The sequence below is a fragment of the Suilimivivens sp. genome, from assembly GCF_037359455.1.
In the GTDB taxonomy this organism is placed as follows: Bacteria; Bacillota; Clostridia; order Lachnospirales; family Lachnospiraceae; genus Suilimivivens; species Suilimivivens aceti.
Genome location: NZ_JAXXXI010000044.1, coordinates 24,572 through 39,776 on the forward strand (window position 1 = coordinate 24,572; position 15,205 = coordinate 39,776).

The following is a 15,205-nucleotide window of genomic DNA, read 5'->3' on the forward strand; positions in this document are numbered from 1 at the left end:
AATAAGGTTGAGGATGTAACCCTCAACCTTATTGTACATAACCTAATTGTTTCCAACACCATATTTCTTGTTGAACTTCTCGATACGTCCATCAGCTCTGGCTGCCTTCTGCTGACCAGTGTAGAATGAATGGCACTTGGAACAAACTTCAACGTGAATATCCTTCTTGGTTGATCCGGTCACAAATGTGTTTCCACAGTTGCAGGTAACGGTTGCCTGATAGTACTCAGGATGAATTCCTTCTTTCATGTTTTCACCTCTCTATTTATTAACTATATTACAATTAACGTTCTCATGTTTTTCCCGAAACAGCTTTTTAATTGTAACACAGGTTAATATACTATGCAAGTCCTTTTTCTCAGATCCACTTCATTTTTTTGACCATATTGACAAATTCATTATTATTCCTTGTCTTGGCAAAAAGATCCAGGATCCTGTCTACAGCCTCTTCCGGCTTCAGACCATTTAATGCCTTACGGATAATATTGATCGCTTCCAGTTCATCCTGTGAGAGAAGAAGGTCTTCTCTTCTGGTTCCGGACTTCGGAATATCAATAGCGGGGAATACTCTTTTCTCAGACAGCTTTCTGTCAAGCACCAGCTCCATATTACCGGTTCCCTTGAATTCCTCGTATACTACATCATCCATTTTGCTTCCGGTATCTACCAGCGCGGTTGCAAGAATAGTGAGGGATCCGCCCTCTCTCATATTTCTCGCCGCACCGAAGAATCTCTTTGGCATATGCAAAGCTGCCGGATCAAGACCACCTGACAGGGTACGTCCACTCGGGGGTACTGTCTGATTGTACGCACGTGTCAGTCTGGTAATACTGTCGATCAGGATAATAACGTCCTTCTGATGCTCTACCAGCCTCTTACCTCTCTCGATCACCATTTCTGATACACGCTTGTGATGCTCAGGCAGCTCATCAAAGGTTGAATAGATGACCTCGACATTTGGTCCCTCGATAGCCTCCTTGATATCTGTTACTTCCTCAGGTCTTTCATCGATCAGCAGAATGATCAGATGCACCTCCGGATTATTTTTCTTAACAGATTTGGCTACTTCCTTTAACAGGGTTGTCTTACCTGCCTTCGGAGGGGATACGATCATGCCACGCTGTCCCTTACCAACCGGGCTGATCAGATCCATGATCCTCATTGCCACACTGGCTCCCGGCTTCTCAAGGTGCAGTCTCTCATTTGGGAATATAGGCGTCATATCTTCGAAATTGCGTCTCTTTGCTGCCTCTTCCGGTGTATAACCGTTAATACTCTTTACATATAACAGAGCTGCAAACTTCTCTCCCTGTGTCTTAACTCTGGTATTGCCCTCCAGGATATCACCCGTTTTAAGGCCAAACCGTCTGATCTGACTGGGAGCCACATAAACGTCCCTTTCACCCGGAAGATAATTATCACTTCTGATAAATCCATATCCATCCGGCATTACCTCAAGGATACCATTGACAGCGATCCCACTGTCAAGCTCAGCCGGGAACTTTTCCTCATCGTCTGTCTTATTCTCGTCTGTCTTATTCTCGCTCTCTTCCCTTGCTTCCTGACGATAGCTGCTTTCTCTCAGTTCCTTCTTTTCTGCACTTCTGGCATACATACCCTTACCAGATGTCTTGTCCTTCTCATCCTCGGCAAGCATCAGCTCAATAATCTCGCTCTTCTTCATGGTTGATGTACCCTTTAAGCCCCTTGCCTTTGCAATCGCCTTCAGATCCACAAGCGCAAGAGATTCATATTTTTCTCTCATAAATTCCTCCATTCACTTTTTCTTACAGTCCTGTTGTTTCATTGTCTCTGTGCTTTTTCATACACCTGATCGTGAATAAACCGTTCCTCAAACCTTCACTATCATCTTCTTCAATGGGATTTAAATCTCGACTTGTCATTTGAAATGTCTCTAAATGAACTCTATGGGGATATTATACAACACATTTTCAAAAAGGAAAAGCACTTTTTTATAAAAATAATACAAAAAATACAGCCGGCATGCATGCACTGCTGCCAGCTGTTTCTTTATCAGTTACATCCACTTATACGTTGATCTCTGCTTTCACTCCAAGAAGGTCTTTATTTTCTTCCAGGATCGGTCTGATCACCTTTGAAAGGAAATTATCAACCTGCTCTCTGGATCTTCCAATATATCTGGATGGTTCCATGGATTTCTGCAGATCCTCCAGGGATAACGGAAAAGCCGGGTCTGCTGCGATCAGCTCAAGAAGATTATTATCCTTGCCTTCCACCTTTACAGTCCTTCCTGCCTCCATGGAAAGCTCACGGATCTTCTCATGCAGCTCCTGTCTGTTGCCGCCAAGCTTTACTGCATCCATCATGATATTCTCTGTGGCCATGAAAGGCAGTTCACTCATCAGGTGCTTCTCTATTACCTTCGGATAAACCACAAGACCATCCACTACATTCAGGCACAGATCCAAAATACCATCAATAGCCAGAAACCCTTCAGGGATAGAAAGACGCTTGTTTGCAGAATCATCCAGTGTTCTCTCAAACCACTGTGTGGCAGAGGTGATCGCCGGATTCAGGGCATCGATCATCACATAGCGGGAAAGAGATGCAATTCTCTCACTCCGCATGGGATTTCTCTTGTATGCCATGGCAGAAGATCCGATCTGGGTCTTCTCAAAAGGCTCCTCCACTTCCTTCAGATGCTGGAGAAGTCTGATGTCATTACTCATCTTGTGAGCACTTGCTGCGATACCGGCCAGTACATTGGCTACCCTGGTATCCACCTTACGGGAATAGGTCTGTCCGGATACCGGATAGCATTCCTTAAAGCCCATTTTAGCTGCGATCATAGGATCGATCTTATCAATCGTTTCCTGATCCCCGTCAAACAGTTCAAGGAAAGAAGCCTGTGTACCTGTCGTTCCCTTGGATCCAAGCAGCTTCATACCGGACAGCACATGCTCAAGATCCTCCAAATCCAGACAGAATTCCTGCATCCAGAGTGTTGCCCTTTTTCCTACGGTAGTAGGCTGTGCCGGCTGAAAATGGGTAAAGGCAAGGGTCGGCTGAGCCTTGTATTTATCAGCGAAGGCTGAAAGCTCCGAGAGAACATTGACCAGCTTTTTCTTTACTAATTTCAGTGCCTCTGTCATCACGATAATATCGGTATTATCACCTACATAGCAGCTTGTAGCACCAAGATGGATAATACCGGCTGCCTTCGGGCACTGCTGTCCATAGGCATATACATGACTCATGACATCATGACGGACTACCTTTTCCCTGGCCTTCGCCACATCATAGTTGATATCTTCTGCATGAGCCTTCAGCTCATCGATCTGCTCCTGTGAGATAACAGGTTTCCCATTTTGGGATAATCCCAGCTCCATCTCTGTCTCTGCAAGTGCGATCCAGAGCTTTCTCCACGTCCGGAACTTCATGTCCGGAGAAAAGATATATTGCATTTCCTTACTGGCATAGCGCTCCGATAACGGGCTTACATATCTGTCAGTTTCCATAAGTCCTCCCTCTAATGATCAAATTCTCCCCGGATATCATCTTCCGGTGGATCAAGTGGATATTTTCCAGTGAAGCAGCCACTGCAGATTTCTCTTCCTTCTACGATCTGCGACAGTCTCTCTTCCTTCAGATAGCCAAGCGAGTCAGCTCCGATTATCTTACAGATCTCATCCACAGAACGGTTATATGCGATCAGCTGATCTCTCGCCGGTATATCCGTACCAAAATAACAGGGCCATAAGAAGGGAGGAGAGCTTACCCTCATATGCACTTCCTTTGCTCCTGCTTCCCGCAGCATACGGACAATACGGTCAGAAGTGGTTCCTCTTACGATGGAATCATCAATCATGATGACACGCCTGCCTTCCACTGCATCCCGCAGTGCGTTCAGCTTGACCTGTACACTGCTCTCTCTGTTTTTCTGTCCGGGCTTGATAAAGGTTCTTCCTACATAGCTGTTCTTCACAAATGCCTGTCCATAGGGGATCCCTGACTCCATGGCATAACCAAGAGCCGCACAGTTTCCGGACTCCGGTACACCGACTACAAGGTCTGCGTCTACCGGTGAATCTATGGCAAGATATCTTCCTGCCAGGATTCTGGAATTATAAACACTCATGCCGTCCACAAAGCTGTCCGGACGGGCAAAATAAATATACTCAAATACACATCTGGCATGCTGCTCCTTCGGAATACACATGCTCTTGTCGGATTCAATCCCCTTTTCCGGAGAAATGGTTACAATCTCTCCCGGCTCCACATCACGGACAAAGGTTGCTCCGATGGTATCAAGGGCACAGGTCTCGGATGCCAGCACATAGGAATTATCTCTCTTACCGATACAAAGCGGCCTGAAGCCAAAAGGATCTCTTGCACCGATCAGCTTACGGGGAGACATAATGATCAGGGAGTAGGCTCCCTTGATCTTCTTCATGGCACGTCCTACCGCTTCCTCGACCGTTTTGGAATTCAGCCGCTCCCTTGCAATAAAATAAGCGATCACCTCTGAATCGATAGTCGTCTGGAAGATAGCTCCTGTATATTCCAGTTCTTTTCTCAGCTCCGGAGCATTGATCAGATTTCCATTGTGGGCAAGTGCCAGTGTACCCTTCACATAATTTAATACCAGAGGCTGAGCATTTTCTCTGGTAGAGCTGCCTGCTGTAGAATATCTGACATGTCCGACACCAATATCCCCTTTCAGCTTCTTAAGGATCTCCGTGGTAAATGCCTCATTGACAAGTCCCATGTCCTTGGAGCTGAGTACCTTTCCCTTGGGTCCACTGGTATCACTGACTGCGATACCGCAGCTTTCCTGTCCTCTGTGCTGAAGCGCAAGTAAACCGTAATAAATGGTGGAGGCTACATCCCCTCCATCAAAATCATAGATGCCAAATACGCCACATTCCTCTTTAATCATTTCCATACCTCTGTATCTGTTTATGCAAGTCCAAGACGCTTAAATACTTCGTTATAAGCCTCTTCTACATTGCCAAGATCTCTTCTGAAACGATCCTTGTCCAGCTTTTCATTGGTATTTACATCCCACAGACGGCAGGTATCCGGAGATACTTCATCTGCAAGCAGGATCTGACCATGGAAACGTCCAAATTCGATCTTGAAGTCGATCAGCTTGATATCCGCCTGAAGGAAATATGCCTTTAATACTTCATTTACCTTAAATGCATACTTCTTGATGGTATCGATCTCTTCCCAGGTAGCAAGTCCCAGTGCAACCGCAAAATAGCTGTTGATCAGAGGATCACCCAGCTCGTCATTTTTATAGCTGAATTCAATGGTGGGCTCTGCAAAAGGTGTTCCTTCCGGTACACCAAGCCTCTTGGAAAAGCTGCCTGCTGCCACATTTCTGATGATAACCTCAAGTGGCACGATCTGCACCTTTTTAACTGCAGTTTCTCTGTCACTTAATTCTTCGATCAGATGTGTCGGTACTCCCTCTTTCTCCAGAAGCTTGAAAACATGATTGGTCATACGGTTATTGATAGCACCCTTTCCTACGATCGTGCCCTTCTTTTCCCCGTTGAAAGCAGTTGCATCATCCTTGTAATCTACGATAACAACATCAGGATCCTCTGTTGCAAATACCTTCTTTGCTTTTCCTTCGTAAAGCTGTTCCATTTTTTTCATTTTGGTTTCCTTGCCTTTCGTAAAGTTTTAGTAAATAACCTCTATTGTGGAGTATATACTACCTCCTGTCATAAATCAACACGTCTTATGACTGAAACTTTCCAATAAATTCCCTGACACGTTCATTTTCACAGTGGAAAATCTCCTCCGGTGTTCCTTCTGCCTGTATGATCCCCTGCTCCATAAAAATGATCCTGTCCGACAGCTCCCTTGCAAACTGCATCTCGTGAGTGACGATGATCATAGTCATATGTTCCCTTGCCAGTTCCTTGATAACCTTTAACACCTCCCCGGTCAGCTCCGGATCGAGTGCAGAAGTTGGCTCATCAAAAAACAGGATCTTCGGCTGCAGCGCCAGTGCCCTTGCGATCGATACCCTCTGCTGCTGGCCCCCGGAAAGCTGGCACGGATAAGCATCCGCCTTATCAGAAAGGCCAAGCTGTGCAAGAAGCTTTTCCGCCCTCTCTTCTGCTTCCTTCTTTGGAACCTTATCCACCACAACAGGCGCATCTATGATATTTTTCATGACACTGTAATGGGGAAAGAGGTTAAAGTTCTGGAACACCAGTCCAAAATTCTTATGAATCTCCTTCAGCTTTGCCTTTGGTGCATAAATGCATCTGCCATTTTCCTCATATGCCGCTTTTTCAGAAAGATAGGAAAGTGTCCCTCCATCCATGGTCTCCAGCATCGTTGCACACCGGAGCAGTGTTGACTTGCCGGAGCCAGAAGGTCCTATGATGGAGACCACCTCTCCTTCTCTGACAGAAAGAGAAATATCCTTCAGGATCTCCACCCCGTCAAAGCTTTTTTTCATATGCTCTATCTGCAGCAGAATCTTGCCTTCTTCGCTCATTGTCTTCCTCCATCTCTTACTTATAGTAATTCAGACTCTTCTCGATCCGTTCCATCACCGTTGCCACGATCAGGTTGAACAGATAATAAAACACGCCTGCGATCATGAGCGGCATGATACTTGTCTCCTTGGCTGCGATCTGCTTTGCCATAGTAAACATTTCTGCCTGAGCCAGCACAAAGGCAAGTGAAGTATCCTTTACAAGCGTGATCGTTTCATTCGTTACCGGTGGCAGGATCCTCTTGATCACCTGTGGAAGAATGATCCTTACAAAGGTCTGGATCCTGCTGTAGCCAAGAACTTTGGCCGCTTCATATTGTCCAACCGGCATGGATTCAATGCCTGCCCTGTATATCTCTGCAAAATATGCCGCATAATTCAGCGCAAATGCTATGATGATAGCCGGGAATCTGTAATTGCCGACCTTCAGGTGAAACACATAAAAGGGGGCAAAATACACCACGATGAGCTGGAGCATAAGCGGTGTTCCCCTCAGCACAGAAATATAGATCTTACTGATCATCCGGATAATGCCATTCTTTGACATCCGTCCAAAGGCTACCAGTAAACCAAGAGGCAAAGAAAAAAGAAGCGTCAGAAAAAAGATTTCTGCCGTCACTCCCATGCCTTTCATAAGCTGTAACAATATGATCGATAATGTCATGTATACCCTCACATTCTGCCTGTTTCTGACAGTGGGAGAGATGATACTGTCATCTCTCCCGTCTTATCCAGTGCAACTTTTTTTATTTACCAAGACATACGCTGTCTGATAAGCCATACTTTTCTGCAATCTTTCCAAAGGTACCGTCATCTGCCATTTCAAGCAGTGTCTTTTCTACCTGATCCTTCAGTTCCACATTGCCAAGCTTAAAGCCTATTCCATACTGTTCGCTTGCCAGATTCTCGGAAAGCTTGACAAAGCCCTCTCCCCTGGATGCGATCTGATAATCAGCAACGCCCACATCGATTGCAAGTGCATCAATCGCACCCTGCTCCAGATCCATGAATGCTGTATTATAATCAGAATACTGTGTCAGATTACCAAAGGTTGCCGCAAGCTCAGCTGCATCACCCTCGAGAGCTGCCAGTGCGGAGGAATCCTTCTGCACACCCACATTCTTGCCTGCAAGATCATCAAAGACTGTAATACCGGAATCAGCGGCTACTACAAATACCTGACTGTTATCTACATAGGGAACACTGAAGGTATAAGCATCTTCACGTCCGTTCATGGTAAAGCCATTCCAGATACAGTCAATAGCTCCTGAGGATAATTCCATATCCTTGGAATCCCAGTCAATAGGCTGCTTTACAAGCTCCCAGCCGTTCCTGTCACATACCTCCTGTGCCAGCTCCAGATCAAATCCGGTGTACTCTCCATTTTCATCCATATAGCCGTAGGGTGGAAATTCTGCATCAAATCCAACAGTAAAGGTTGTTCTCTCTGCAGTATCCTCCGATGCCGCATCAGCTGTACCGGCTGTCTCTTCGTCAGCAGCTTCTGTTTCTGTTTCCTGTGTTGTTTCCTGTGCTGACGCATCTGTTGTTTCTGCACTCTGTCCGCATCCGGCCAGCATGCTTACCGTAAATGCGGCTGTTACTGCCATTGCCAATAATTTTTTCATAATGTTCTCCTCTTCCAATTTAGTGATTTATTAGTTTATTAGACTAAAGTATTTGTTCGATAATCACTCTATCATGCAGGAGTAGATTCGTCAAGAAAAATCCTTTTCGTATTCATCCACGGTATCCATGATCTCCCTTGCATATCTTGGGTATTTCTTTGCCAGATCCTTGATCTCATCCTGTGCCTTTCCGGCAACCACTTCTTTATTATAATCCATTCTCCGGCGCAGGGACTGCCGTCTGATGATCAGGCTGTGGCGGATCTCCACCATTTCCTTTTTGTCAAGAAGTCCTCTGGTCTGATGGATCCAGATCATGGGATCCTGTATCTGAAATCTTCTCAGCTCATGGATCAGATCCTTCTGACATTCATCCAGATCCTTCTCTGCACTGTAATAGCGCTCCCTCTCTTCTCTTTCCTGCTGATAATCCTGATAATCCTTCTGCAGCTCCCTGGCACTGCTGACCTGATATTTCATATAAAGATAATCCAGCAGGTGCGTATTGTTCACGTACCGGATCTTTACTGTATTCTGAAGTCTTATGATCCTTCCAATCCCGTTTTCCACTCTGGAAAGTTCCTCGGAAGCATTGTTGTACTTGAGAAAAACTGCTGTGATCGCTGCCGCCCCGAGTGCTGCCGCTGCCACATAGCCGATCCCTGTATTCATGGAAAAGCCATACTGCAGGATCAGCAGTACCAAAATACAGATGATCACAGCTATGGTACAGATAATGGCCATGCTTCTGGAATCCTCCAGAATGTGCTGCAGCTCTGCCTTTCTGTACTGGTAGGCCTGCTTTTCTCCATCCAGTCTTTTCAGATCCCTTTTGATCAGTTCCTGATATTCTTCTGCTTTCAGAAGCTTCTCACAGCCCTCCTGGACTTCGTCCTCCATCCGCTCCATCTGACGGTATTTTGCCTCATCCAGCTTCCGTTCTCTTCTGGTATAGTCTGACTGCTTATCGGAAAGCTCCTCGATCCTTCGGGCATAGCTCTGCAGAAGAAGCATCTCTTCCTCCGGCAGTGATTCGATCTCCTCCATGTCCTTCAGATAGGAGGTGACCATGTTATACTCGTGCTTCAGGTTTTCCAGCTCAGTAGATGCCTCTGCGATCTGTTCGAGACACCCTTTGATATAATCCTCTCTCTGCTGCTTATCGTTGATCTGAAGATCATCCCGGTCGTAGACGATCTCATTCCAGTCATCGATCTCATACATGGGGTCTTCCTGGTTCTTTCTCCAGGGAAATATCTTATCAAAAAAGCTCATATACTCTCCTTGTCTACTGTGCCACGCTTGCCCGGTAATCATCCTTAAGCCTTGCTATGATCTTGTCGATCTCTTCATAATAGGAGCCTGTGTTTCCCTCATCCCTGTAGATCTTCAGTGCTGACAGCATACGGTTTTCCCTTGTTGCCTCAAACTGTCCTCTTGCCATCTCATAGAGCTTTTCCACCTTCATGGACAATTCATAATATTCTCTATGGTCTGCAATAAAGGAAACATAATCTGCCTCTGTCAGCTGCTCACGCAGTGCTTCCAGATACTGGATCCCGGACTCCTCCCTCAAAGAAAGCTCATATGCCTTCTTCAGATAAGAGGCTCCACTTTCAAACCGGAACAGTCTGCAGCAGGCCACGCCAAGATTATGATACACCGATGGGATCAGCTCCTTTTCAGCCTCCGGCAGAATGGAAAGCAGCTTTTCATATTCATGCACTGCCAGCTGGTACCTTCCATTTTTCATCAGATAATCTCCCTGGCGTTTCTGCTTCTCATACTGATCAAGTCCTGCGCTTCCCTTTAATACCTCATCGATCCGTTCCTTATCTTCCCTGCTGCAGTAACCAGTATAATCCAGGATCGTATCCACGAATACACCCGGCTGGCACCCGCGCTGGAAAAGCTGCAGCAGCTGATGGGAAAGCTCCTTCAGCTCACATTCTTCATACAGCCACTGTACCAGCTGCTTATCCATGATCCCCGCATCTATCATAAAAGGGTTGCTGGCCAGCAGATAGCAAAGCTCCTCCACACAGTATACATTCATACCTGCATGTTCAAAATAATATGGTTTTTCTGCATATTTACCTGTGCATAATAATACGTTCTCCATGAACCTGCTCCCTTTCCCTCAGACGGTAATAGTCTTGCGCCAGCCCTTGCCGCTGGATGGAAAAAATTCTCCAAATCCCATATCTTCTATGGTCGCTGTTACCTGATTTACAGATTCCATTTCCACATGGATCTTCAGTCTGGTGGTACAAGGTGGTCTCTCCGGCAGTCCTTCCAGTTCGATCTTTTTATCTGTGATATTTTCACCTGTCAGTGGTGTGATATGAAAGAAAAGACTGTTTCCTTTCCTCAGGATCACTTCAAAATCTGCGGCTGCCTCATACCAGTTCTGTCCGGCATCCAGAATGGCAAAGTAAGAATCCTCCCCTCTTCTCTCCACCTTCATGCCTACATTGGATTTCAGCTTATCTGCCCCGAGATATACATACTTTTTTCCTTCCCCACTTGGGCTTACCCTCTCAATGGCTCCATAGCAGGCGCCTTTACTGTACAGGTTATTTCCCTGAAATACTCTTCTGTTCCTGCAGAGATACCGCAGGGACTCCCTTGCCCAGCCTTCTTTGAATCCGTCACCCAGAAGATATACCGTAGAGAATATGCTGCCCTCCATCTCCGCTCTAGCTATCTGCAGAAATTTTTCATCCAGTTCCTTCTCCTGCTGCTCCCGTTCTTCCTCTGCCTCCGGTGACTCTCCCCTGACAAAGGTAACCCTCTCCATATCCGGATATATATTGCTGTTGATCAGCACCACCTGTGGTGTTGTCATAGGATTGCATTCAAGACAGATGCTTTTCATCTCTCTGCTGTAATCAAAGATCATGACCTGGTTCTGCCACAGCTCCTTTGGCTGATACAGCATATAATAATAGAAGCTTTCCGCCCTGCTCTGAAACAGGACTTTTTTCGTCTGCAGGGAGAGTCCTGCCACTACCTTGGAAAGAACATCGACCATCTCCGGTGTCAGTTCCTCTACCGTAAACATCATCACTTCGATCTGGCTTAAAGAAACATGAAGAGAGAGCAGGGAAAGACTACGTTTGACATACAGTGTCAGCAGGGCTGCCGGATCGTAGCTTTCTGTTTCCACGACTACCTCTTCTCCCCTTTTAGCAAGCTCCACCAGATCCCCTACCAGAATGCCATCTTCCTCTCTTTCGTATTTCAGTGCCTCCTTACCATAAAACCACTGGTTTACCCCTCTCCGTTTGCAGAGTACAGTAGGAATATTGTACTGTTCTGTACCTGCCACACTGGATACCGTTTCCACCCTCTGTTCCTCCAGTGTGCAGTAGCTGATCTGGGAAGCCACACTGCCAAGATCATATCCGACTGCTATTTTTTTACCGTTTTTCTTTTCTGTCTGTTCCTTTACCCCTGCGAACATGACTTTTCTCCTTTATACAATATGGAAGAGCTTTTCTACCATAAATTCCCTCTCAAAATATTCATGGAGCAGATCTCCCATGGTATTTTCATCGTCCAGGGCTCTGCCTATGGCAATATCATTGATCAGACTGTATTTGCTTTCCTTCTGTTCCCTGTCTGTATCACTACGGCTTAAGGTACCACTCTCTGTCAGGTGCTCCTTATCCTCTTCCGTTTCTGTAATGTAATACTGCAGCTTCTCTCCAAAGAACAGAATAAACTGTTTCACGCAGATACCGCCAAACATTTCCTTCATTTCCTGCATGACATATTCTCCATCGCTTCCCTCCAGAAGGTAATGGATCACTGCCCTGCCGCCATTTTCCAGCCTGTAACGGATCATGGTCTTATCTGCGAACTGCCTCATAAAAGAGATCTTATCCGCATACTCCTTATAATAAGGGAACAGCAGATCTGCAGCAATCAGCTCCCGCAGGTAAGGGATCAGATTCTCTATCACATGCTTATCCAGAAGCTCCTTGTTTTCGGCATAATAACGGGTATAAGCCAGCTTGCATACAAGCGGCACCTCCTCCCGCCTGTCTATGATCTTCTGCAGCTCCTTCATCAGATAATCATCTGTGATCTTATCATCCACAAAATAGTCATAACAGCTCTGTGAAAGGAATGCCATCTCCACATCCGTCCCTGCTCCGCCTGCTACATAATACCGGAATATCTCCGTCTTTTCACTGATATAAGCTCCTGTGTAAAGAAGCTGGATCAGTATCCTTTCACTGATTGCATAGGCATCCACACCAAAGGCTGTAGCTGCCTTGTAAACATCTCTCATGTTTCTGACACAGCCATTATAGTAACTATTCAGATATTTCAGCAGATTTTCATCATATTTTCCACTCTGGAATGCCAGATAGACGAGAGCTGTCAACACAGGATCCGGATCAGCCAGTTCCATCTGGATCAGTCTGCTGCAGAGTCTCATCAGATTTTTGGCATCGATCCCTTCTCCACCTCTCTTACGGATCCATTCATAAGCCTTTTCATACATACCACGCATGATAAGGAAGCTGAGAATCTCTGCATAACAGGAATTATCTGCCATTTCATAGGTTATTTCAGAAAGGAAGCTGTCAAGCTCCTGCATTTTATCTTTTTCATAGAAATACCGTATCAGATTCATACGGATATCCCGCCGCATATTATCTTCCAGAACCCTGTAGCCGCATATACGCATCATGAGCTGCACATTCTCTTCATTGATCACAGCCAGTACGCGTCCTCTTTCACACATCCAGATATCAAGGTTCACATCATCTGTGATATAAACTGCTGCCATTCTGGCAAGCTTGTCCGGGATCAGCATTCTTTCCAGTTCATAATCTTCTTCCCGGCAGTATCGACAGCCACCGCTATCCTCCAGGAAGATACGACAGTCACTTCCATAAACCGGCAGATAAACTTCCCTGCCACCTGCCTTAAACGCCACCTCGCCCTTCTGCTTCTCATATACGATGACAACCCGATGGATATCCGCTCTTCTGATCTGAAGTCTGTGAATAAAGACTGCCTCAGCCAGCCCCCCTGCCGTTTCTTCTGTAATCATGCTTTCTGTCACGATATTCCGGTACAGATAGGAAAGCCATTTGTTATTCTTTCCTTTCATCATCTGAAAGACCACAAAGCGCTCTATCTGCTCCTTGTAGTTCTCATAAATCTCCGGATAGGTTTCTTTGTTTTTATGTACATAAGCATACAGAAACGCATTGTGCAGATTGTCAAGACTGCTGTCAAAGGCAAAATACATCAGTACGATCTTTGGCAATACCGTCCTGTCAGAAAGCTTTACCGACATCATATAATACTCATACAGTCTGGTGATTCTAAGCTGCTTCTCAATCCCCTTTGCATACCATTCAAAGGCTTCCTCATCCATTTTACAGCCCTTGATCAGAAGTGTGCAGACCGCACGCAGTGGTTCATCTGAAGGTACAAGCTCACAGCACTTCTTCAGAAGCTGATATACCTGTTCCTGATATTGTTTTTCCTTAAAGGACAGAAATACGATCTGCTCAGCAATCTGCGGATTCAGCAGCCCTTTCTTCAGCGCATAGGTCAGTACCTGCAGTTCAAAGCCACTCAGCTTCATCAGAAGCGTAGGTGACGCATTCATCAGATTATATGCTTCTATGTAAAGCACCGGACTGATACAGCCCAATTTATACTGATCCTCCAGTACCATCCATTTGGCAGACGGGCTCTTGCCATATTCCTCTGAAAGATATAAAAGCAGCCAGGCGATCCGCCAGTTATCCGGATTCTGCGCATAGATCCTCTCCACCTGCAGAGCCACCTCGTCTATGTAGGACTCTTCTCTGTTGATCAGGGTGGTCAGATACAGATCGTAACAATAAAGTGCCGGATCAAAGCTCCCTGCCATGGCTTCCTCTGTTTTGGACAGAAGCCAGTTTGCTTCACTGTAACGCTCCTGGGTTACCATGAGCTGCACCTGCATCAGTCTGGAAGCATAATCCTTCTCATCTGCACTGACCAGTGTCTCCAGGATCTTTTCTGTTTCCTGCATCCAGGATGCTGCACTGATCTTTTTGGTACGAAAGGCTTCATAATACTGCATCAGACTTAAGATGGCATGTTTTTTCTGCAGCCGCAGGTTCGGTATCCTTCCTGTTCCTGACGATGTACAGACCTGTACTGTGACTGCCAGATCTGTATAGGCATTCTTCAGATGGATGATCCCATAATTTCTGCCTCCGTGAAGCCTGTCCTCAGCCAGGTAAAAGGGTAATCTGTAACAATTCCCAAGGAAGTCTTCCTCTCTGATATAATCCTTTTCCAGTACCAGGAAATCCCCCTCTGCTGTCACGGAAAGGTCGCTGCAGCCCCAGCCATTCCGATTGATCACTACTTTGTATTCTGTATTTTCTTTCGGTGAATCGATACGGATTTCAGGCTCTTCCAAAAGAAACTGGACCTTCTGTTTCTTCTTGATTGCAAGCAGAAATTCCTCTACATTCTGTTCTCTTCTTTCTCCTGCACAAAGACCTCTGTATATGGTGTAATACTGTCTGTCCACTCCCTGAAAGATCGCTTTGAACTGTGCAGAATAAAAGAGCCTGACAGCTTCCTCAAAATTAGTTTTAGCCAGATTGGTAAAATGAAACAGATTCCGGATCGTGCCAAGACTGGATTCCATATAGACTGGCACAATATTAACTTCATAAGGGATCGTATACTCTCCCTGATTGGAGATAATGGAAAATTCTCCCCTGATGCACTCGCCTTCTTCCAGATCTGCAGCATCAAACTGGTAACTGATCTCTTCCTCATAACCGGTAAAATTCTCTGTCAGGCATTTCATCCTGAGTCTCGAGGATGACACCCTGCCCTCAGTAAGCTGATTCTTTGGTCCATATATGGTAAAGGAGCCTTCGCAGATCTCTCCGCTATGCACCGACAATTCAATTCTCGGCGTGGAAAAATCCAGAAAACGGTTTTCTTTATTAAATTCACCTGCCAATATCCTGTCAACTGCACTCAGCACCTTTGTAGCTCCTTTTCCTTATCCGCCAGAAGACAGACAGTCCTT

Annotated in this window: 12 protein-coding genes; all 12 read right to left on the reverse strand. The window is 45.7% G+C overall.

From position 1 onward, the window contains the following. Positions 1-42 precede the first annotated feature (42 nt). Positions 43-249 carry a 50S ribosomal protein L31 gene (gene rpmE, locus WJQ40_RS08945; protein ID WP_118798151.1) on the reverse strand — a complete coding sequence of 69 codons (207 nt, stop codon included), beginning with the start codon at positions 247-249 and terminating at the stop codon, positions 43-45. 109 nt (positions 250-358) lie between these two features. Next, on the reverse strand, positions 359-1,765 hold the full coding sequence (gene rho, locus WJQ40_RS08950; protein ID WP_337539433.1) for a transcription termination factor Rho: 1,407 nt from the start codon (positions 1,763-1,765) through the stop codon (positions 359-361). A gap of 283 nt (positions 1,766-2,048) precedes the next feature. Next, on the reverse strand, positions 2,049-3,500 hold the full coding sequence (gene purB / locus WJQ40_RS08955; RefSeq protein ID WP_337539436.1) for an adenylosuccinate lyase: 1,452 nt from the start codon (positions 3,498-3,500) through the stop codon (positions 2,049-2,051). Between the two features lie 11 nt (positions 3,501-3,511). After that, entirely contained in the window at positions 3,512-4,921 is a 1,410-nt protein-coding gene (gene purF / locus WJQ40_RS08960) for an amidophosphoribosyltransferase (protein WP_262574617.1), read from the reverse strand. A 20-nt stretch (positions 4,922-4,941) separates the two neighbouring features. Then, positions 4,942-5,649 carry a phosphoribosylaminoimidazolesuccinocarboxamide synthase gene (purC, locus tag WJQ40_RS08965; RefSeq protein WP_118798147.1) on the reverse strand — a complete coding sequence of 236 codons (708 nt, stop codon included), beginning with the start codon at positions 5,647-5,649 and terminating at the stop codon, positions 4,942-4,944. A gap of 85 nt (positions 5,650-5,734) precedes the next feature. Then, positions 5,735-6,505: an amino acid ABC transporter ATP-binding protein gene (locus tag WJQ40_RS08970; protein ID WP_337539442.1), complete on the reverse strand. Its 771-nt coding sequence runs from the start codon at positions 6,503-6,505 to the stop codon at positions 5,735-5,737. Between the two features lie 16 nt (positions 6,506-6,521). Beyond that, a complete protein-coding gene (locus WJQ40_RS08975; RefSeq protein WP_337539444.1) occupies positions 6,522-7,169 on the reverse strand; it encodes an amino acid ABC transporter permease in 648 nt (215 codons plus the stop codon). A gap of 82 nt (positions 7,170-7,251) precedes the next feature. Then, the gene (locus WJQ40_RS08980) at positions 7,252-8,133 is read right to left on the reverse strand and encodes an amino acid ABC transporter substrate-binding protein (RefSeq protein WP_337539446.1); all 882 of its coding nucleotides are present in this window, start codon (positions 8,131-8,133) and stop codon (positions 7,252-7,254) included. Positions 8,134-8,223: 90 nt separating this feature from the next. Beyond that, positions 8,224-9,408 carry a hypothetical protein gene (locus WJQ40_RS08985; protein ID WP_337539449.1) on the reverse strand — a complete coding sequence of 395 codons (1,185 nt, stop codon included), beginning with the start codon at positions 9,406-9,408 and terminating at the stop codon, positions 8,224-8,226. Positions 9,409-9,421: 13 nt separating this feature from the next. After that, a complete protein-coding gene (locus WJQ40_RS08990) occupies positions 9,422-10,255 on the reverse strand; it encodes a tetratricopeptide repeat protein (RefSeq protein WP_262574612.1) in 834 nt (277 codons plus the stop codon). A gap of 18 nt (positions 10,256-10,273) precedes the next feature. Then, positions 10,274-11,599, reverse strand: a complete 1,326-nt coding sequence (locus WJQ40_RS08995) for a DUF5716 family protein (RefSeq protein WP_337539452.1) — start codon at positions 11,597-11,599, stop codon at positions 10,274-10,276. Between the two features lie 12 nt (positions 11,600-11,611). Continuing rightward, entirely contained in the window at positions 11,612-15,160 is a 3,549-nt protein-coding gene (locus WJQ40_RS09000) for a DUF5717 family protein (protein WP_337539454.1), read from the reverse strand. Between the last annotated feature and the right edge of the window lie 45 nt (positions 15,161-15,205).